The sequence below is a fragment of the Gloeothece verrucosa PCC 7822 genome (genome assembly GCF_000147335.1).
Lineage (GTDB): Bacteria > Cyanobacteriota > Cyanobacteriia > Cyanobacteriales > Microcystaceae > Gloeothece > Gloeothece verrucosa.
Genome location: NC_014501.1, coordinates 4,762,825 through 4,783,261 on the forward strand (window position 1 = coordinate 4,762,825; position 20,437 = coordinate 4,783,261).

The 20,437-nt window shown below is 40.6% G+C and carries 16 protein-coding genes; 5 read left to right on the plus strand and 11 right to left on the minus strand.

Going from position 1 to position 20,437, the window contains the following annotated elements; genetic code table 11:
* Positions 1-6 precede the first annotated feature (6 nt).
* On the minus strand, positions 7-1,482 hold the full coding sequence (locus tag CYAN7822_RS21220) for a dihydroorotase (protein ID WP_013324305.1): 1,476 nt from the start codon (positions 1,480-1,482) through the stop codon (positions 7-9).
* A gap of 122 nt (positions 1,483-1,604) precedes the next feature.
* Between CYAN7822_RS21220 and CYAN7822_RS21225 the strand changes: the two genes are divergently transcribed.
* A complete protein-coding gene (locus CYAN7822_RS21225; RefSeq protein WP_013324306.1) occupies positions 1,605-2,402 on the plus strand; it encodes an aspartyl/asparaginyl beta-hydroxylase domain-containing protein in 798 nt (265 codons plus the stop codon).
* Between the two features lie 27 nt (positions 2,403-2,429).
* On the opposite strand, the gene CYAN7822_RS21230 is transcribed toward CYAN7822_RS21225, so the two are convergent.
* The 7 genes from CYAN7822_RS21230 to CYAN7822_RS21260 form a co-directional block, all read right to left on the minus strand.
* Positions 2,430-2,720 carry a hypothetical protein gene (locus CYAN7822_RS21230; RefSeq protein WP_013324307.1) on the minus strand — a complete coding sequence of 97 codons (291 nt, stop codon included), beginning with the start codon at positions 2,718-2,720 and terminating at the stop codon, positions 2,430-2,432.
* Between the two features lie 99 nt (positions 2,721-2,819).
* Entirely contained in the window at positions 2,820-3,557 is a 738-nt protein-coding gene (locus tag CYAN7822_RS21235) for a Uma2 family endonuclease (RefSeq protein ID WP_013324308.1), read from the minus strand.
* A gap of 20 nt (positions 3,558-3,577) precedes the next feature.
* The gene (locus CYAN7822_RS21240; protein ID WP_013324309.1) at positions 3,578-6,205 is read right to left on the minus strand and encodes a trans-splicing intein-formed DNA polymerase III subunit alpha N-terminal partner DnaE-N; all 2,628 of its coding nucleotides are present in this window, start codon (positions 6,203-6,205) and stop codon (positions 3,578-3,580) included.
* Between the two features lie 121 nt (positions 6,206-6,326).
* Positions 6,327-7,157, minus strand: coding sequence for an amino acid ABC transporter substrate-binding protein (locus CYAN7822_RS21245; RefSeq protein ID WP_041933908.1), 831 nt, complete (start codon positions 7,155-7,157; stop codon positions 6,327-6,329).
* Positions 7,158-7,216: 59 nt separating this feature from the next.
* Entirely contained in the window at positions 7,217-8,218 is a 1,002-nt protein-coding gene (locus CYAN7822_RS21250; RefSeq protein WP_013324311.1) for a glycosyltransferase, read from the minus strand.
* Positions 8,219-8,313: 95 nt separating this feature from the next.
* Positions 8,314-9,699 (minus strand): cytochrome P450, encoded by a 1,386-nt coding sequence (locus CYAN7822_RS21255; protein ID WP_013324312.1) that lies wholly within the window; start codon positions 9,697-9,699, stop codon positions 8,314-8,316.
* Positions 9,700-9,720: 21 nt separating this feature from the next.
* On the minus strand, positions 9,721-11,112 hold the full coding sequence (locus CYAN7822_RS21260; RefSeq protein ID WP_013324313.1) for a cytochrome P450: 1,392 nt from the start codon (positions 11,110-11,112) through the stop codon (positions 9,721-9,723).
* A gap of 485 nt (positions 11,113-11,597) precedes the next feature.
* Here CYAN7822_RS21260 and CYAN7822_RS21265 point away from each other — a divergent pair, with 485 nt between their 5' ends.
* Entirely contained in the window at positions 11,598-12,623 is a 1,026-nt protein-coding gene (locus CYAN7822_RS21265) for an aldo/keto reductase (protein ID WP_013324314.1), read from the plus strand.
* Between the two features lie 60 nt (positions 12,624-12,683).
* On the opposite strand, the gene CYAN7822_RS21270 is transcribed toward CYAN7822_RS21265, so the two are convergent.
* Entirely contained in the window at positions 12,684-14,297 is a 1,614-nt protein-coding gene (locus CYAN7822_RS21270) for an NAD(P)H-quinone oxidoreductase subunit 4 (protein WP_013324315.1), read from the minus strand.
* Positions 14,298-14,610: 313 nt separating this feature from the next.
* Here CYAN7822_RS21270 and CYAN7822_RS21275 point away from each other — a divergent pair, with 313 nt between their 5' ends.
* Entirely contained in the window at positions 14,611-15,711 is a 1,101-nt protein-coding gene (locus tag CYAN7822_RS21275) for a DUF6765 family protein (RefSeq protein ID WP_013324316.1), read from the plus strand.
* Between the two features lie 129 nt (positions 15,712-15,840).
* The gene (locus tag CYAN7822_RS21280; protein ID WP_013324317.1) at positions 15,841-17,736 is read left to right on the plus strand and encodes an AAA-like domain-containing protein; all 1,896 of its coding nucleotides are present in this window, start codon (positions 15,841-15,843) and stop codon (positions 17,734-17,736) included.
* Here the strand turns inward: CYAN7822_RS21280 and CYAN7822_RS21285 are convergent, their stop codons facing one another.
* Together CYAN7822_RS21285 and CYAN7822_RS21290 are read right to left on the minus strand one after the other, a co-directional pair.
* On the minus strand, positions 17,737-18,903 hold the full coding sequence (locus CYAN7822_RS21285; RefSeq protein ID WP_013324318.1) for a nucleotidyltransferase family protein: 1,167 nt from the start codon (positions 18,901-18,903) through the stop codon (positions 17,737-17,739). It lies immediately after the preceding gene.
* An 82-nt stretch (positions 18,904-18,985) separates the two neighbouring features.
* Positions 18,986-19,750, minus strand: a complete 765-nt coding sequence (locus tag CYAN7822_RS21290) for a segregation/condensation protein A (protein ID WP_013324319.1) — start codon at positions 19,748-19,750, stop codon at positions 18,986-18,988.
* Positions 19,751-19,787: 37 nt separating this feature from the next.
* Here CYAN7822_RS21290 and pdxH point away from each other — a divergent pair, with 37 nt between their 5' ends.
* On the plus strand, positions 19,788-20,432 hold the full coding sequence (gene pdxH, locus CYAN7822_RS21295; RefSeq protein ID WP_013324320.1) for a pyridoxamine 5'-phosphate oxidase: 645 nt from the start codon (positions 19,788-19,790) through the stop codon (positions 20,430-20,432).
* Positions 20,433-20,437: the final 5 nt, after the last annotated feature.

The following is a 20,437-nucleotide window of genomic DNA, read 5'->3' on the forward strand; positions in this document are numbered from 1 at the left end:
ATGGATCTACAGAGAAGATCTTTTTAAATAACGTCCACTGGGTGAACCTAAAACTTGTCCGTTATTATAGATCATATTTCCGCATAAGAAGGTTGTTTTAACTCGTCCGGTTAATTCCATTCCTTCAAATGGGGTATAACCTTGTTGTGATTCTGACTCGGCCGCACGAACTACAAAAGTTTCATTAGGGTCTAATAATACTAAATCAGCATCATAACCAACTGCAATATCACCCTTGGAATCTAACCCAAATCTTCGCGCAGGATTCCAACTTAATAACTGGGCCATTTTATTGTAGGACATTCCCCGTTTACTGCCTTCACTAAATACACCAGAAAGTAAATATTCTGTCCCCCCAAAACCCGATTTAGCCAGCCAAATATTATTAGGGTCTTTCAAACTCGCTTTCTTCTCGGCAGAACAACAGGCATGATCGCTAACAATCCAATGAATTTGATTATTAAGTAGAGCTTGCCACAAATATTCTACATCTTCTCGGGGACGAATTGGGGGGTTAACTTTTGCCCATTTACCTGTCGGAGTATCTACATCTAATAACAAATGTCCGATAGTGACTTCTCGGCGAAAATTAATGTGAGGAAAGATAGTTTCCATCATTAAAGCGGCTTCTATGGCTTTACGAGAACTGAGATGTAATAGGTTAATATTCAGACAATGGGTTTCATTGGCTAAATAAGAAGCAATGCAGATGGCTAAACCTTCAGAATGGGGGGGACGTGCGGCACTGTAAGCTTTTAAACCGGTTAAAGTTGTATCTTGCTGGACAATTTTGGTGTAGGCGTTGAGGATGTCTGCCACTTCACAATGAAGACTTAAACTAATGCGCTCGCTCTGTTGGGGATATAATTCTCTTAGCCGAGTTAAACCCCGCATAATAAATTCAAAATGCGCTAGATCATATCTTTCCTCTTTGTTAATCATTAAAAAGAGGTTTTGGTGGTCGGAAAGACCATGTAAACCATAGCCGCCGTAAAACATAAATATTTTAAATGACCCAATCCCATATTTTTCAAATAGCATTGGCATCTCATCAATATGAGCGGCACTAATGGGGGCAATATGATAACCGTAATCTACAAAAAAATTTCCTTGGGATAGGGTTAAAACTTCGGGAAAAAAATCTTGGTAAGAGCCGCCTTTGTTGAGATAATATTGCCCGGTACGGATGTAATTTAGGCTGGTGGTTACTCCTCCGCTTGCAGCCGCTTTGCTTTCAGTGATCGCATCTTGATCGAGGGGTTGATAGATGCCGATGTGCATATGAGCATCCACTATCCCAGGAAATCCTAACAAATTTTGGGCATCAAATAACTCTCGGCTTTCTTCTGGGTTAATATTAGGAGCCATCTTGGCAAATTTGCCGTCTTTAATCCCTAAATCAAGAATTTCGGCTCTATCTTGATGGGGACGAACTACCTGCACATTTTTGATAATTAGATCTAATAGGGGAGTTTCAGACACAGTAAACCTTACACTAAAATGAGTACAGTAGTAAAAGTTCTGGTTTGGTCAGCAATTGCAATATTGTCCCGAAATTCTAACCAAGTCCTATTAGTATTAAATCATCTTTAGGAGCAAAGCCAATGTCAAGTTTTAATGAATATCATCTTAATCCCGAGCAATTCCCTTTTCTAAAAAGTTTTCAAGCGAGTTGGCAAGAGATTAGAGATGAGTTTACAGGCTTTATGAAACAGGCATCTGATCAGGAGTTGAAAATTACTTATGATATTTTAGGCCCGAAAAGTAAAACCATTAAAACTAAAGGCAATTCAAAATATAGTGCTTTTGGGATTTTATTTCAAGGTTTGTTTATTGAAGAATATATTCAATTGCATCAAATTCGCTATCCCGATTATGACACAGATGAGGCTTCAGCTAAAGCACTGGCATTAAGACAAAAATATTTCCCTCATTTGGCTAAGGTGATAGAACAAGTAAACATTGATTTTGAGGACCTGATTAGAAATGTCTATTTTGGCACATTTCATCCAGGCTTAGATATCAAACTCCATGTCAATTATAATCCCCACATGAATCGCGGCTATTTAGGATTAATCGTACCTGAAGGGGATGTGGCGATGAAAATATGCCACGATAAGCTTTATTGGCAGGAAGGAAAATTTATGGTTTTAGATCACAGCTATCCACACTGCCCACATAATTACACCAATTATGATAGAACTGTTTTGGTGATAGACTTTTTTAAACCCGATGAACCTAGAGAGCAACTGAGACGGTTTGAACAAGAACAAGTTAGAGAACGTATGCAGGATAATCCCTATAGTTTGGGTGTTTTTGGCAAAAGTGATCGCGCTCTAGAAGAAGATTTTATTAAGTATGGTTTAGCTCATCAATTAGAGTGGGATAAAGCTTTGAGTTGAGAATAATCATTGAGTAGTAGGATAAATTTAAAGGCCTTTCCAGTCCGGACAATGATCGTCGGTTGTCCATCCATAGGGATGAAACCCACAAATTAAACGGGTGCGAGTGGTGCGAGTTTGACCATAAGCTTTACCATGATAGTGAGTACATCCCTGACAAACGGTAGGACGAGATGAGGCAACCTGATTAAATCCTAACTGAGAGCGTAAAATTTGACATTTAGATTGATGACGATGCCAACGCCGATAGATGGTTTGTTGTTGTATCCAATTTGCGGTTAAGGGAACAGAGGTAGTCTGACTAAATGTACTAGGCATAATTTGACGTAGATGGATGAGTAGCTTGATAACACTTCCATTGTGCCAAATATTAAAAAAATATTTATATATTTTAGGTTGTAAAAATTTTAACTTATCCTAGCTACTTAATTGCTCTGGATCTATTCCGCGTTCTCTGAGTAACTCGGCTAGGCGATCGGCGCGTTGCCGCTCTTGTTCGGCGCGTTGCCGCTCTTGTTGGGCTATCTCATCTCCTGTTAAAAGTAGATTCCCCTGACTGTCGCACCAACGTAACCAGTTATACGGTTGACCTTCAAATACTCCCTCCCATAAAGTTAAACCTAAGTCAATATCCTCCATCCAATAGTCATCCCGCCGACGATAACGCAAGGCTTGTAATTGATAAACCGAGAGGACCTCACCTTTTAAGCAGCGTAAAGGATCAAAAACCACATAATAAGCGACTCTTGCTCGTGCATAATCTTCTAATTTCGAGCCTAATTCATTGCCTACGGTATTAGAGACTATCTCTATGGCTACCTCTGGGGGTTTTCCCATATTCCAAACAAAATAGGAGCGGTTTTTCTTTTGACTCCAGTCTTCGGGAACACTTACCCCAAAACTAAGCATAACATCAGGAACTAAGGGCGGATGTTTTTCGGCATAGAATAAGCCGACATTCGCTAATACGACAAAGGGAGTTTCTCGCTTTAAGCTACTGTAGGCACTTGCCGTTAATAATCTTTGCTGTTTTTCAGAGAACCAACTATCCACAGGCGTATCATCTTCGATCGTTATATTGCTGATATCGGGTTCGATAAATTGTTCTTCTTCTGTAATAGAAGGTTGTTGGGTGGGAGTGGTAGCTTGTGACATAAATTTAGTTATTAGAACTATTATAAGATTATTTGTTTTAATTCTAGTCCTTTTTCAAAAATTTCCTCAATGGGTAACATTTGACCGTCATCTGTCATGAATTTATGGTCTTTGGTGGCTCGAATAATTGACCCATCTTCTAGACAATATTCAAAGACTTCTTGCTGTCCTCGATGATGCCATTGGGCTATAGGTTGAGTATAGACTAATCCATTTTTGTCAACCGTGTAAACGGTGCATTCTATTTGTTCTTCGACAATTTTACCAATGGGCATGGGCCCATATTCAACGGTTAAAATTTCTGTGTCATAGCTGAGGCAATATTCAGCAAATTTTACCATCTGATCAAATAAGTTTTCGGCGATTTCTTGCGGCACTCCATTTTTAGTTGAACCATCAATAAAAATCTCCTTGTGCTTCTGCATTTCTGAGATTTTCTTTTTCCCCATCGCGCGACGCAATAAGTCAGCTTCTCCTAAAGAATAACCCGCTAAATCTTGCGCCATTTTCATGATTTGTTCTTGATAGACAAGAACCGCATAGGTTTCTTTTAAAATAGGTTCTAGTAGAGGATGATCGTATTTAATCGGTACTCGTCCATGTTTACGGTCAATAAATTTAGGAATCAGTCCGGCATCAAGAGGCCCAGGTCGGTAGAGTGCTAAAATCGAAGAAATATCTTCAATACCCGACGGTTTTAAATCTCTAACAATTTGACGCATTCCCGAAGATTCTAATTGAAAGATTCCTTCTAAATCTCCTCTTTCTAAAAGCTTATGGGTGGCTTCTATATCTTTCGGTAACTTTTTATAGACTCCTTTAGCGATGATTTCTAAAGCTTTTCTTTCGTCTAAAGGTAAGGTTTCTACATCGATGTCTTCCTGTTTATTCTGCTTAATTAATTCAGCCGTTTTTTGAAGAGTGGTTAAATTTTTTAAGCCGAGAAAGTCCATTTTTAGCAGTCCTAAAGACTCTAAATCTTCCATGTAATACTGAGTGATTACTGCCCCATCATTATTTTTTTGTAGCGGCACTATTTCATCTAACGGTTGAGAAGAAATTACCACGCCTGCGGCATGAACCCCAAAGGTTTTGTTTGTTCCCTCAATGCGGATAGCCATGTCTACCCAACGTTTTACGTTAGGGTCATTATCATATTTGGCTTTAAATTCGGGTTCGGGGGTTTCATCAGAAATCATGACCTTTAATTTCGTTGGTTTTCCTCGAGAAACGGGAATTAATTTAGCCATTTTATCTGACTCAGCGTAGGGAATATCTAATACTCTGGCCACATCTTTTAAGACAGCTTTAGAGGTGAGACGGTTAAAGGTAATAATTTGAGCAACATTTCCCTCTCCATATTTTTTCGTTACATATTTAATCATATCGTCCCGTCTTTCTATACAGAAATCGGTATCAATATCAGGCATAGATTTCCGTTCAGGGTTAAGAAATCTTTCAAATAATAAACCATGATGAACGGGATCGATATTCGTAATTTTGAGGGAATAAGCTACTAAAGAACCGGCGGCTGAACCTCGTCCTGGGCCAACGGGAATTCCATTATCTCTGGCATATTTGATATAATCCCAAACCACTAGAAAATAAGTAGAAAATCCCATCTGCTGAATCATTTTTAGTTCATATTCTAGCCGTTTTTTATAGAGGGGATTCAGTTCAGTAATGGAGTGGCATTTAAGACGTTCTAGTAATCCCTGCCAAGCTTTTTCTTCTACATAAGTGTCAGGGGTATGACCGGCAGGAACAGGATAATCCGGTATACGCGGCTCCCCTAAAATTTTATAATCTTGAACAACTTTCTCGGCAACTTCTAAGGTATTTTTAATCGCTTCTTCAATAATTTCATCTTCTAAATGATCGCGGAATAATTGCCGCATTTCCTCGGCTGATTTGAGATATTCTGTGCCGCTATAGCGCATCCGCTTTTCTTCGGAAATTAATTGACCGGTTTGGATACATAATAAAGCATCGTGGGCTTCTACGTCATAACAAGAAATAAAGTGAGAGTCATTGGTTGCAACGATTTTAATGCCTAATTCTTTGGCGATTTTAACGATTCCTAGATTGACAATTCTGTCTTCTTTTGAACCGTGATCTTGTATTTCTAAATAGTAATCATCGCCGAATAAATCTTGATACCATTTAGCGACTTTTTTCGCTTCTTCTAAGTTGCCGGCTAAAATCGCTTGAGGAACTTCACCCCCTAAACAAGCACTGGTGACAATTAATCCTTCATGATATTGTTCTAGCAGTTTTTTATTAATACAAGGACGGGCAAAAATTCCTTTTCCATGCATACCATGAAGACTCGAAATAGTCGTCAGTTTAACTAAATTTTTATAGCCTTGATTATTTTTAGCTAAAACCACTTGATGATATTTGCGCTGCTTTTTTGTCCGGTCATCAAGATCGGCATTAATGATATACATTTCATTGCCAATAATGGGTTTAATATTTTTGCCGCGACAGATTTTAATTAATTCGATCGCCCCATACATTACGCCATGATCTGTCAGCGCGATAGCCGGCATTCCTAATTCGATCGCCCGATCAATTAAGGCGGGAAGTTGAGAAGCGCCGTCAAGAAGACTATAATCACTATGGATGTGTAAACCAACAAAAGACATAATTAATTTAAAGTTTAATCTTCAAAATTCAGCTTTAATTCTCCTCTATTTTACCCCCCTTATTCAGAGGGGATAGAGAGGATCAGTGGGGGGGGTGAGGACAAGTCCCTTATCAATAATATTAAGGGTTAGTGTGGATAATATAAGGGAAGGGACCTGTTTCTAAATTAAACCATCGTTGTTGAAGTTGGGCATTATTTTGACTGCTAATGGTTTGATCAACAAATTCCTGCCATTCTGGGTTATTTTTAGGAAGAATACAGGCGTAAAGTTCAGTAGTCATAGGAACATTAGGCATAATTTCAAAATCTCTCGGCTCGTTGCCTTGTCTGACTATTTCCCCCACTAACAAGATACCATCACTAACCACTGCTGTTACTGCCCCCTGTTTTAACTTTTTTACCCCTTCCTCTCGGTTTCTCACGGGTTGCCATCGGGCAAAGGGATATATCTGACGGATAATTTCATCAGTGGTGGTATGGGGAATATAAGCAATAGAAACATCTTTTAATGTCCCATTGATGTCAAAATTGGCGGCATCTTCTAGCTTAACTAAAAATTGTGAACCTGTCATAAAAAAGGGGAGGGAGAAGTCGACTTTTTCTAGGCGCTGTTGGGTGACAGTGGTGGCACCGCAGACGATCTCGACTTCTTGTTTTTCTATGGCTTGAAAGCGGCTATCGATAGTCACTTCTTTAAGATTTAGTTTGATGGGTTTGTTGAACTTTTTTTCTAAGTCTTGCTGAATGAGTTTGAGTAAGTCTACTGAGTAACCTGTCCATTCGCCTTTGTCGGTTTTGTAACCAAAGGGGATAGCGTCTATTCTTGCACCGGCGTTGAGTTCTCCTGTACGTTGAATTTTTTCTAAGACGGTTTCTGCATCAACTTGTGCAGGGAAGTTGCCCAGACAAATGAGACTGAGTAATAAGAGGGCTAATGGGTTTTTTTTCATAGGGAATAAGAGAGTTAAGATGTTTTCCGAAGGCATCCTACCTCTTTTTGCTACCCTTGTCATACAGTTGACTTGAGTTTTGTTGTCAGCTTACTGAGTCGTTGTTGAAACCAGAGTTTGATCAGTTGAGTTTGAGTTAAGTCATCAATATCGGCTTGAAGGAATTTTTGCTGATCAAAAAAGCTATTAATTTCTGTAAAAATTATTTGTAATCTTTTTAATAAATTCTCCGTCCGATAGGGTGCTAAAAATGATTCCGAACTAACATAATTCTCATTTGAATGCAAGACAGAGAGAATTTTTTTTACATCATATTGTAGAGAATATTGAGCAATTTTATAACAATTAAACCCTGGATCTAAATAATCAGCTAAGGCACTATTGACACTGGAAAATACTTGACAACCACAAGCTAAAGCTTCTAATGGCGGCAAACCGAAACCCTCTGTTAAGTGATTAACAGCCCAATACTCGGCTGAGTCATAAAGATAAATTTTGCTACGATTAAATAAGGCGGCTAAATCTTCTACATAACCCTCCAATAGTTCAAGGCGGCAGTGCTGGCGAAGTTCAGGAACTAATTGTTTGAGCAAATATTGAGAAGATTTACGGACTTGAACGAGAACATCTATATCGCGTATTTCGCCACGATTATAAAATTCATCTGAGATGTGATTCGGTAGATAATAAATCAGAGAATTAGGCGATTTTTGTCCCCAGTAACCCATCGTATTACGACTGACTGTAATAATGGGAATGCGTGACGGGACAGTAAAATTATAACCTGTGGAGTGAGCCTGATAAATCACATGATAATGCTTGAGTTTGGCGATTAATTTCGGAATATCAAAGCCCCAACTGATAATAAAAATCGCCTCGTCTGGCTCTGAATTTTTGAGGAGGTGGTCTAAAAAGGGAAAATTCGCTTCTTGCTGGCGATAAGTCACCAATTGAGCGGCACATATTTGTTTAGCCAAATCTAGTATTTTTATTTGCGCCCATAGTCCACCCCCGCCAAATTTCTGAGTGGTTCCAGGCACTAAAAAGTACAGCTTTCTCATAGAAGGGTTTATTTTGTTCGATTTAGTTTATCCCTAAAGGTTCGCCAAATCAAGCGGCATTTTTTTTGCCCCATACCCTAGGAGAAATCTCTTGATTAAACGGTGACTAAATTTTCTGAGGGTTTTTCCAGGGTTCGCTGTCCTTTTAGGATCATTAGTACTCCTCTGGCGGGACCTAAAGTTAAGCCGCGCCGTTGCAGTTTTTCGGGGCGAGTATCTGCTAAGGAGAGGTCATAACCAGACACAATGGAGGCTAGGACTAACTTTAACTCAAAGGGGGCTAAGGCATCACCCACACAGCGACGAGTACCGCCGCCAAAAGGAATAAATTCATAGGGCGAATATTTCCGTTCTAGAAAACGTTCAGGTTTAAATTGTTTAGGGTCAGGATATAAATCTGAGCGTCGATGGGTTAAAAACATACAACCAAAAATGGCTGTGCCGGGTTCTAGAGCATATCCCAAGATTTCTAGGGGTTCTTGCACCACTCTAGGCAAAGCTAACATCGCCACTGGGGTGATGCGTAAGGTTTCATTGCAGACAGCACTCAGATAAGGAAGACGCACAATTTCCATTGGGTCTGGTTTTTCTTTTAAGGTGGCTAGTTCTTGCAGCAGTTTTTCTTTAACATGGGGAAGATGATGAATCCAGTATAAACCCCAAGCCATAGCCGTAGCGGTGGTATCGTGTCCAGCCATCAAAAGTGTCATCAATTCATCACGCAATTCTTGATCGCTGAGGGGTTGCCCGTCTTCATAGCGCACTGACATTAATAACGAGAGAATGTCTGTCGCTTCTGGATTGGGGTTGGCGCGGCGTTCTGCTATCTCTTGATAAAGTAAGTGATCGATTTGTTCTCTTTGACGCAAAAATTTATTCCAAGGACTCCAAGTCCCTAAATCTAATTGCAGCGCCGGAAATAACAGTAAAGCTGAGGCGATAGGAGAATTGAATATATCTAACATTTTGCTTAACAGTTTCTTCAGTTGTTGATATCTTTCTCCCTCATAAAGGCCGAAGACAACTTCTAAAATGACTTGCATCGTAATACTTTGCGTCACTTGGCGGGCTGAAAATGGTTTGTTGAGGGGTAGCTCACTCAGCACTTTATGAGTGATCTGACAAATAGATTCTCCATAGCTATACATCCGTTCTCCATGAAAAGGAGGGGCTAACAATTGTCGCCGTTGTTGATGGCGCTGTCCTTCTAATAACAGTATCGAATAATCTCCCACTAAGGGACGCACGATTTCATTAGTCTTTTTAGGGGCACTCAGTTGTTTTCGGTCGTTAGTTAGTATGTACTGTAAGGCTTGGGGATGGCTGACAAATAAAATGGGTTGTTTCCAACCGGCTACATTGGCTAAAAATAAATCGGGATATTTTTGCTGATTGCTTTCTAAATAGCCAACGGGATCAAATGCCCAGTGAAGTTGCTGGAGTAAACCAGGTGTTTTGGAACCGGGAAGAACTGTGGTCATAATTAATATTTAAGATAATTTTTATGGCACTAAAGTAACAGTTTTTTCTGGGGATGATGCTTGAGGGTGGCGTTTAGACTTCAACAATAGGGGTATGCCGCCTGAAGGAGCAAGGGTCAGCCCTCTACGTGTAATTTTGACGGGTTTATTATCTACTAGAGCTAGTTCATAACCCGATAAAATTTTGGCAATCACCAGCTTCATTTCTAGCAGAGCTAAAGCATAACCTAAACAGCGCCGGCTTCCTCCTCCAAAAGGAAAATATTCTGAAGGAGAATATTGACGCTCTAAAAATCTTTCCGGTTTAAATTCTTGGGGTTGGGGATAAAGGTCTTCTCGATAATGAACTAGATAAATACTCGGTGTTAGGATTGTTTGAGGTTCAAAGTGATAATTTCCTATGTCCATTGCTGTTTTGGTGATCCGTGAGAAAACAATGGGAATCACTGGATACATTCTCAAAGTTTCTTGACAAACTGCGGTTAAATAGGGCAGTTGCGTTATCTGCATGGGATTGGGATTTTCCCCTAAACTATCGAGTTCTTGTAAGATTTTTTGCCGCACCTGGGGGAGCCGGTGAATTTGATAAAATGCCCACGCTAACAGGGTGGCGGTGGTTTCATGACCGACAAATAATAGCGTCAGCAGTTCATCTTTTAATTCTAGGTTGCTCATGGGTTCTCCCTGTTCATCCCTAGCCGCTATCATTAAACTGAGTATATCTTTACCTATTTCGCCTTTTTGATGGCGTTTTTCTTCTATTTCTGCTTGCAACAGTTCTCTTATTTCTAGTTGATAGCGTTTTAATATGCCGCCAGGACTCCAGTACCCTAGGTCTTTTTGTAAAAAGGGGATAAAAAATAAACTCGAGCGCAGGGGCGAATCGGTTAAGTTGAGCATCGCCGCCAATAAGGGTTTAATCTTTTGATATCTTTCCCCCTCCCGCAAGCCGAAGACTATTTGTGTGATCACTTCTAGGGTAATCTTCTGCATAGCCGTCCGCGCAATAAAACCCTTACCTTCCTGCCATTGACTCGCTACGGCTTCAGTAATTTCACAAATCTGTTGGGCATAAGTTTGTAATCTTTCTCCATGAAAAGATGGCATTAGTAATTTTCGTTCTCGTTTATGCCGCTCACCATCCATCAACAATAGAGAATTTTGTCCGACTAAAGGAGCGATAATTTGATTGCCTCGACCAATATGAAATTGTTTTGCATCTTTATTAAAAATTTCTTCAATTATTTCGGGATTACTAATAATCACTTCATCTCCTATTCCCGCCAGACTGATCGTAAATAGGTCTGGATATTTTTTCGCCCATTTTTGCAGCAAGTTTAGCGGATCGATGATCCACTCTGCCAGTAGCCACCAGGCAGGACGATTGACAAGATTGGGAAGTGCTTTTTTCATGTTTCCCTTTTTCTTCGTGTTATATTCGCTTATGTTTACTTTAACAAGTCTTCACATTTTTGGGGCTACTGAAATTTTTGCCTCTTTATAAGTAAAATTAATTACTTTTTTGATTTTATTTTAAAATTCAAATTAAAAATCGCCAACTTAATCTAACGTAATGTGTGAAAAAGATTCTCAATAAGCCGGTTAGATAACGGAATTGCGCTTTTTCAGAGCTTATAGTAAAATCATAATTAGGGTAAGTATAACCTTTTTTGTAAAACTACTTTTCAAGGCTTATCAAATAAAGGTTTCAGACTGGCTCCCTCGACAATTGGGTCAAGTTTATGAATTTTGCTCGCTTTTTTTTTGATGAAGTTCTATAAAGTAAAGTAAATATTTGTAAAAAGGGGTTGACAAATCAATTTGAGTTAAATCGAAAAACGGATGCAATAATTGATCAAGATGAAATGATTTTTTTGCCACTCAATGAATAAGTATTTATGCGTTACAAACTTTTGGGTAACAGTGGACTGAGGGTATCTGAACTCTGCCTTGGCACCATGACCTTTGGGGAGGAGTGGGGATGGGGAGCGGCGTTTGACGAGAGTCAAAAAATGTTTGAAGCTTATGCCGAAGCCGGGGGGAATTTTATCGATACAGCGAATTTATATACCAATGGAACGAGCGAGAAATTTGTCGGGGAATTGGTCGCAGGAGAGCGTGATCGCTGGGTAGTAGCGACTAAATATTCTCTCAACACAGGCAACGGAGAAATCAATACCGGTGGCAATCACCGTAAAAACATGGTGCAAGCGGTCAACGCCTCTTTAAAGCGGCTGAAATTAGACTATATTGATCTGTTATGGCTTCATGCCTGGGACTTTACCACACCTGTAGAAGAAGTGATGCGGGCGTTTGACGATTTAGTCAGAGCCGGAAAAGTTCTTTATATAGGGGTTTCAGACACACCTGCTTGGATTATTGCTCAAGCCAACACCCTAGCACAATGGAGGGGTTGGACAGGTTTTATCGGCTTACAGATTGAATATTCCCTCAGAGAACGAACTCCTGAACGAGATTTACTGCCGATGGCGAAAGCCTTGGGAATTGGGGTTACCGCCTGGAGTCCTTTAGGCAGTGGAGTGCTAACGGGTAAATATAATCAACCCACTCCAGTAGAAGGACGTTTAAGCAACCCTCAAGTGGCGATTCAAGTCACTGAACGGGACTTAAAAATTGCAGAAACCGTTGTCAATATCGCTCAAGAAATTGGGCGTGCGGCTTCTCAAGTTGCGCTTAATTGGATACGTCAGCAACCCGGCAATATTATTCCCATCATAGGGGCGAGAAAACTATCTCATATACAAGAGAATTTGGGCTGTTTAGACTTTGAATTATCGCCAGAACATCTAAAAAGACTCGATGAAGTCAGTGCCATAGAATTAGGGTTTCCCCATGACTTTTTAAAAAGTTCAATGGTGCAAGATTTTGCCTTTGGGGGGGCATTGGGCAAAATTGATCGCTGATCAACTCCTCTCTCGATATTCGGACAAAAATTAGGTGGGCATGGCCCACCCTAGCGAAAATTAATGAGAAACCGGAATATCGGGCGCTTTAAAGGCCATTTGTTCCATCGGAGTATTAGCCGCTTCAGTCACCAAACTCGGCACAGAATGACGTAGCCGCGCCGTTAACTGATTAGTGGTTGCGTCATAAATCGAAGTAACAATTTTCGGATAAAACCCAATACCAATAATCGGCACCAACAGACAAGCAATAATAAACACTTCTCTGGGTTCAGCATCGATCAAAGCTTGATGAGAAACTAACTCTTTATTTTCCGGACCATAAAGCATTTCTCGCAGCATAGACAGCAGATAAATCGGAGTAATAATTACCCCGATAGCCGCTAAAAAGATCATAATGACGCGGAAAGTAGAATTATAAGCATCACTGGTGGCAAAACCAATAAAGACCATTAATTCTGCCACAAAGCCGCTCATACCCGGCAAAGCCAGAGAAGCCATCGAACAAGTGGTCCACATGGCAAACATCTTCTTCATTTTTTTACCTACGCCGCCCATCTCATCCAACATCAGAGTATGAGTGCGGTCATAGGTAGCGCCCACCATAAAGAATAAACTTGCCCCGATCAGTCCGTGAGAAATCATTTGTAGGACAGCACCACTAAGTCCTATATCGGTAAACGAAGCGAGTCCTATCAAGACAAAACCCATGTGGGAAATCGAAGAATAGGCAATTTTCCGTTTGAGATTACGTTGTGCAAAAGAGGTCAAGGCGGCATAGACAATATTCACCACCCCCAAAATAATCAAAACGGGGGCAAACACCGCATGAGCATCGGGTAACATTCCCGCATTCATCCGCACCAGGGCATAACCTCCCATCTTTAAGAGGATACCCGCGAGTAACATATGAACCGGTGCCGTTGCTTCTCCGTGTGCATCCGGTAACCAAGTATGGAGAGGAAAGATCGGTAACTTCACCGCGTATGCAATAAAGAAAGCCGCATACAGCCACAATTGTAAATTCAGGGCGTACTCTTTAGCCGCAATGGCCCGCATATCAAAAGTAACATCACCCCCATAAAAAGCCATCGTTAGCCCCGCCACGAGAATAAATAAAGACCCGCCGGCGGTATAGATAATAAACTTCGTCGAAGCATAAAGGCGGCGTTTTCCGCCCCAAATTGCCAGCAACAGATAGACCGGAATTAACTCCAACTCCCAAACCAGGAAGAACAGAAGAATATCTTGCACAGCAAACACAGCAATTTGTCCGCCATACATAGCCAGCATCAAGAAATAGAATAATCTAGGCTTGAGGGTAACTGGCCAAGCCGCTAACATAGCTAGAGTAGTAATAAAGCCGGTAAGAAGGATCAGAGGCATCGAGAGACCATCAGCCCCTACAGACCACTTTAAATCTAATTGAGGAATCCAACTATAGCTTTCCACCAGTTGTAGATTGGGATTACTGAAATCATAGCCGCTATAGAAGGCATAGACAATCAGAACAAAATCAATTAAACCCACAATCAGGGCATACCATCGCACTGTACGGGCAGTTTTTTCTTGAACTGCCTCTGAACCTTCACTAGGAAAAAGAAAGATCAGCAGTGAGGCAACGACGGGAAAAATAATAATGATAGTTAACCAAGGAAAATTAGCAACATTCATGGGAAATTAGCCATTGAATCCAAACAAGTGCTTAGACGGGTTTTGTATCGAGTTATTTTGACAGGGGACAGGATTTGGGTAGGTAATTTTAACCAAATTGAACTACTGTACCATCAACCAATCTAACAGCATTTCTCAGGGGGGGGTCATTTTGATCATGTTTAGTTTGGTTTTTGGCACATCTTGATGTTGGTAGTCGCCTTTACTATGGATAAAATTCTATGTTAAGCACAAATCTGGGTTACAAAAACCGACTTCTGAGTTTTGACTTGTGACTTGTGACTTCGTTAACCAACTACTTAGAACAGCGATTATGCAAATCGATTTCCATCACGGTGTCACTTATACCGTTGCTCGTTTAGCAGGATTTAACCATCAACAGGCCGATATTATCGCCTATTGCGCTCAGTATGTCGATGATGCCACCAACTCAGGGGTAATTCGCTTTAATAACGGTGCTTTATTTCGGCGCAGGAGTTCAGCCCATAAGCGGCTAGACTATCGGAATTTTAGGCAACTGGCAAGTCATCATGTTTGGATACCCTTTCATTTTCTGCCCGGCAATGGGGGATTACCCCGGGACGAAAATCCGCCAGGAAAATTTATTAACAAACTGATCTGTTATCCTAATAGCCATGTAGCCCAAGATATGTTAAAAGAATGTATCGAACAGCGTCATCTCCCGCATGGATTACATCGCTTAGGAATTGCCATGCACGTCTATGCAGATACTTGGGCACATCAAGGGTTTGCCGGCGTTAATCATAAGGTCAATGAAGCTAAATTAATCTTAGATGATCAAGGAAATCCCGACCTCGCCAAAACCGAGAAAATTAAAAAATATTTCCGAAAAAATATCTATGAACGCATGGCTAATGCCTTTATGAGTGAAGCCTTTCCCATTGGACATGGTGCAGTCTTAGGAAATCCTGATAAACCTTTTTTAAAGTGGGGTTACATCAATGGCTTAAATGAAATCATCGATAGAGATAATTCAAAAGACTTTTTAGAAGCTGCCCAACAGATGTATCAATGGATGCAACGCTATCGCCTAGGAAATTCGGCGGCTGAAGTGGCGGCTATGTCGGTATCTGACCAAAAACTTATTGCCCAAAAATTACAAAATATCACTGAATTAAGTGGTAAAAAAAGACATAAATATTGGTTAAAAAGTTTAGAAAATGGAGAATTTAGTTTTGGCAATAGTGAAGTTAATTATATAGCAAAAGGCAAAGGATCTTGGAAATATGAGGCTTTAAAAAACGAGCAAGAAAAGGATAGTGGAGACGAAATTTATATTTATGAAACTAATTTTTTAAACAGTAATTGGAAACTATTTCATGATGCCCTAGAAGCGCATTATTTTTATATAATTCATGTTTTGCTGCCTCAATACGGCATTTGTATGATTTAATCATAGACCATGCGGTAAATACTGTGAGTAGTATCACAGAGGCGGGGTGGTAGAGATTACTGCTCACGGCTTTTCAGAAGTGGTATTACTAATAACAAGTAAAAAAGCAAAAAAACAACCGCCAATGCTATGTTACTAACCGCCGCTCAATCCTTCAGAGAGCAAACCCTCTCACAGCCGCACCTTAATGATATCTTAAACTTTGCTGAGACAGTGATTCACCGCAAAAGTGGAAAACATCTCAACGATTTACAGCGAGTGGTTCTCTATGAATCATTACTAGCCACCAAAAAAACCTATGAACAAATCGCCAACGAACATGGCTATTCCGAAAACTACATCCAACAAGTAGTGGCGACAAAATTGTGGAAACTGTTAACCGAAGGTATCGGCGAAAAAGTCACCAAAGCTAATGTACGTTCGGTTTTAGAAAGGAATCTCTCCCAATCGAGTCCACAGCATCTCTCAAAAAACCGAGAATTTCAGCCGCCGCATCAACCCGTCAAAAGCGAAGAAAGCACCCCTCAAAAAAAGAGATTATTAATTCTCTATCCTGATGGAGAAACGGTAGTCACCCTTGTGCAAACCTTGGAGAGTGCTTTATCTAACTACGAACTATCGCTCAAATCTTGGCAAAATCTCTTTGAGAAAGCGCAAGACTCACAACAGAAAGCAACGATCAACGATTATGATTATTGCCTCCTACTTTTAGAGGGAACCTGTCCGGTTGATCAATCTATCGTTGATCAATCTATGATAGAAGTGATTCAATGGGCTATTACCTGCAAAGGAAACCCTCAAAAGCCGCCCTTGATAGTGATTCGGATCAGTGCTTTCCCCCTTTTTCCTCTTACTCCTATGAACGAGCAATTCAAACATCACTCTTTACAGATTCCTCAATTGCTATGGTCTAGTTCATCTGATACAGCCAAACTGCTCAAAGATATCAGCCGCCATTTAGAGATGAACCCGGAGTTAACTCAAAACCTGTCAGGATTTTGTCCTTGGATGGAAGCGGAATTGAGCGAGGGAAGTGTCGCCTTAAATTCTCGCTTTTATGTAGAGCGTCATCCGGATGAATTGAGATGTTATCAAGAGATTACTAAACCCGGGGCAATGGTGAGTCTTAAAGCGCCTAAACAGATGGGAAAAACCTCTTTATTAAATCGCATTTTAGCTTATGCCGCTTCTCGAAACTATCAAACTGTTCTGATTGATTTTCAGAAAGCTGATGCAGAAATTTTGAGCGATTCTAATAAATTATTACGTTGGTTATGCGCCAATATTTGCCGGCAATTTGAATTTGAGGTTAAACTCGATGATTATTGGGATAGCGATCTCGGTAGTAAAATGAGTTGCTCGTTGTTTTTTCAGGAATATCTTCTCAAACAAGTGCAAACGCCTTTGGTTTTAGCTTTAGAAGAAGTTAATGAAGTTTTTGAAAATCTATCGAGTGCTAGAACCTTACTCACCCTGCTGCGTTCTTGGCATGAAGAAAGTAAATTTAGTTGTATTTGGCAAAAACTCCGTTTAGTGCTGGTGCAATCTACCGAAGTGTATGTGCCGCTTAATATTAATCAATCTCCTTTTTATGGTGGATTAGTGATCGACTTACGGCCTTTTAATGTGCAACAAGTACAACAATTAGCCAAGGCTTACGAGCTAACCTTAAGTGTAACTGAATGCGACCGACTGATGGCTTTATTGGGCGGACATCCTTATTTAGTGCGCTTAACTCTAGAGCATATAGCGAGGAAAAAGTCAAGTCTCCAAGAATTGATTCAATCTGCTGACACAGATACGAGTATATATATAGAGCATTTACATAGACTGCTAGGGCAGTTACAACAGCATAGTGAACTTCAGAGAGCTTTTGCCCAAGTTTTAAGCTCATCAGAGTCAGTCATGCTCGAGCCAAGCCAAAAATTTAAACTCAAAAGTATGGGTTTAGTGCGACTGCATAATAATGAGGTAAGCGTGAGTTGTCAATTGTATCAACGTTATTTTAAGGAGCGTCTGCACTGACTAAATTCCCTGATTGAGTAAATCAGCAATCGCTTTTTGTCTTTGTCCATTTTCGGAAGAGAAAACTTGACGAGCGTCGGTAATTAACCAATCTAAGGCAGCCGCTTGTACATCAATGGCGGCTCCGGTTTTATCGACACAATAGCGCCCAAAGACTAATTTATCCACCAAGCGAACTCCGGGGCCTAAACGAGAATATTCAAAAATCACGCTATTGTCTACAGTGGCTCCACTACAAATCCAACAATTAGGGCCTATCATGGTAGGTCCAATAATCTTAGCACCGTCTTCGATGCGGGTCATACTGCCAATATAGACGGGTCCGGTGACTTCCACTTTATCCCAGTTAACGGCGATATTTAGCCCTGTAAAAATGCCCGGTTTAACTTCAATACCCGGAATAGCAACATTTTTAATTTCTCGATTTAATACCCCTCGGATAGCGTGCCAATAGTCAGGAACCTTTCCAATATCCACCCATTCAAATTCCATATTTAAGGCATAGAAAGGGGCCCCTTTTTCTACTAATTTCGGGAACAATTCACCTCCTATATCATATTTTTGATTAGGCGGAATAAAATCGATCACTTCAGGCTCAAAAATATAAATACCGGTGTTGATCTCGGTGCTAAGAGCTTCTTCTACAGAGGGTTTTTCTTGGAAACTTTTAATACGTCCTTCTTGATCGCTCACCACTACCCCATAACTAGAGACTTCTTCTTTAGAGACAGTTTTAGTAATGACTGTAGCGATCGAGCCTTTTTCTTTGTGCCATTTAACGGCGGCGGTTAAATCGAGATCGATTAAAGCATCTCCACAAAGAACCACAAAGGTTTCATCAAAGAAAGGATTAAAATCTTGAATACGTTTAATTCCCCCGGCTGATCCTAAAGCTTCTCCCACTAACTTGCCATCTTCGCCGATGTATCCTTCACAGGAATAGCCAATCTGAACTCCGAAGCGCTGACCATCTCGAAAATAGCTTTCTATTTCTTCTGCTAGATGACTGACATTCACCATAATTTGGTCAAAGCCATGTTGACGTAGTAATTCCAGCAGGAATTCCATGACCGGTTTTTGTAAGATCGGTATTAACGGTTTAGGAGTTGTATAGGTGATAGGACGTACACGAGTCCCTTTTCCAGCCGCCAGAATCATGGCTTTCATGAATAGTTCTTCCTTATATTGGTTATGCCAGAGTAAATTTGATGATAATGAGACCAGTTTAGCATCTCGACAAACAAAGTTTCTACACTAGGACTCGAATTTGTAAATCTTGATAAAATTCGCTTTGGGATAACTCTACCTTGGATTGAGAAGACAGTAATAAAAGTGCCCAAAAAACCCCCACTCGATCCGGGTTTTTGGCGGATTGATCTGGGTCAACCTTCCAACAATGTAACAATTCTTCTAGCTCAAGAGAATTTTGATTTCCAGTCAGTAGAGGCAATTCTATGCGGAGAAATTGATCTAATTGGTTGGCTAATTCGGTTAAATTTTCTTGGTGTGCTAGTTGGGTAATGACTCTAAGTGCTTCGCGTCGAGATACAGAACGATGGCTTTTCGAGACAGGAGAAGGTGAAGCTTTTTCTAATTGGCTGGCAATTTGTTCTAATTGTCCGATCAACTCACTGAGGGTAACTCGACGTTTACGTAAGGGAGGGGCACTTTTACGTCTTTTGATGTGCCGTTCTAAATCGAGGGGTAAACGACGTTTTTGGGCTTCGTTTTCTAATTCTTCAGGTTCGATGAGGCTTTCTGGTTCTTCTTCGTTTTCTAAACTTTCTAGGGTATCTGCTTTGAGTAATACCAGCATCGAAGCCCATAAAAAAGTTTGTCCTGAACGAGATAAATTGCCTTGTTGATCAGCCGAATCTAGGTCATCCGGCAATCCTAACTCCACTAAAAAACGGTCAATAACATCAATAACTTGTACATCCCAAGGGTCTATTTCCCCTTGTTGTGCCATTTCGATTAAAGTGGCAATCGCTGCTTGAGCCGGTGTTGTGGTCATAATATTAAAGAAATGGATTAATAAAGATGAGTGAACGATGGATCAATCAATCGCTGATTTACGGCAAAATTATACCCTTGCTGGCTTAAGCTTAGCCGATGCGAATCCTAACCCATTTTTACAGTTTCGACTCTGGTTTGACCAAGCCCTCTGTGCCGGTTTACTTGAGCCTAATGCGATGACTATAGCAACGGTTGACGCTGAGGGTAAACCCAAGGCGAGAATGGTATTACTAAAAGATTTTGATGAGCGAGGTTTTGTTTTTTTTACCAACTATGACAGTGCTAAGGGACAACAATTAGCCCAAAATCCTTGGGCGGCGTTAGTTTTTTGGTGGGATGTTTTAGAACGTCAAGTTCGCATCGAGGGAAAGGTGGAAAAAGTTTCTCCCCAAGACTCAGATGCTTATTTTGCTTCTCGCCCTCTATTATCTCGTCTCGGTGCTTTAGCTTCCCCTCAAAGTCAAGTGGTGGAAAGTCGAGAGGTTTTAGAACAGCGTTTAGAACTCTTAAAAGAAAAATATCGTGACCAAGAAATCCCTCGCCCGCCCCATTGGGGAGGTTTGAGAGTGGTTCCGGACCTGATGGAATTTTGGTGTGGCCGGCCTAGCCGCTTACATGATCGTCTACGCTATCGTTTAAGTGTTGAGGGAACTTGGGTGATTGAGCGTTTATCACCTTAATCTAG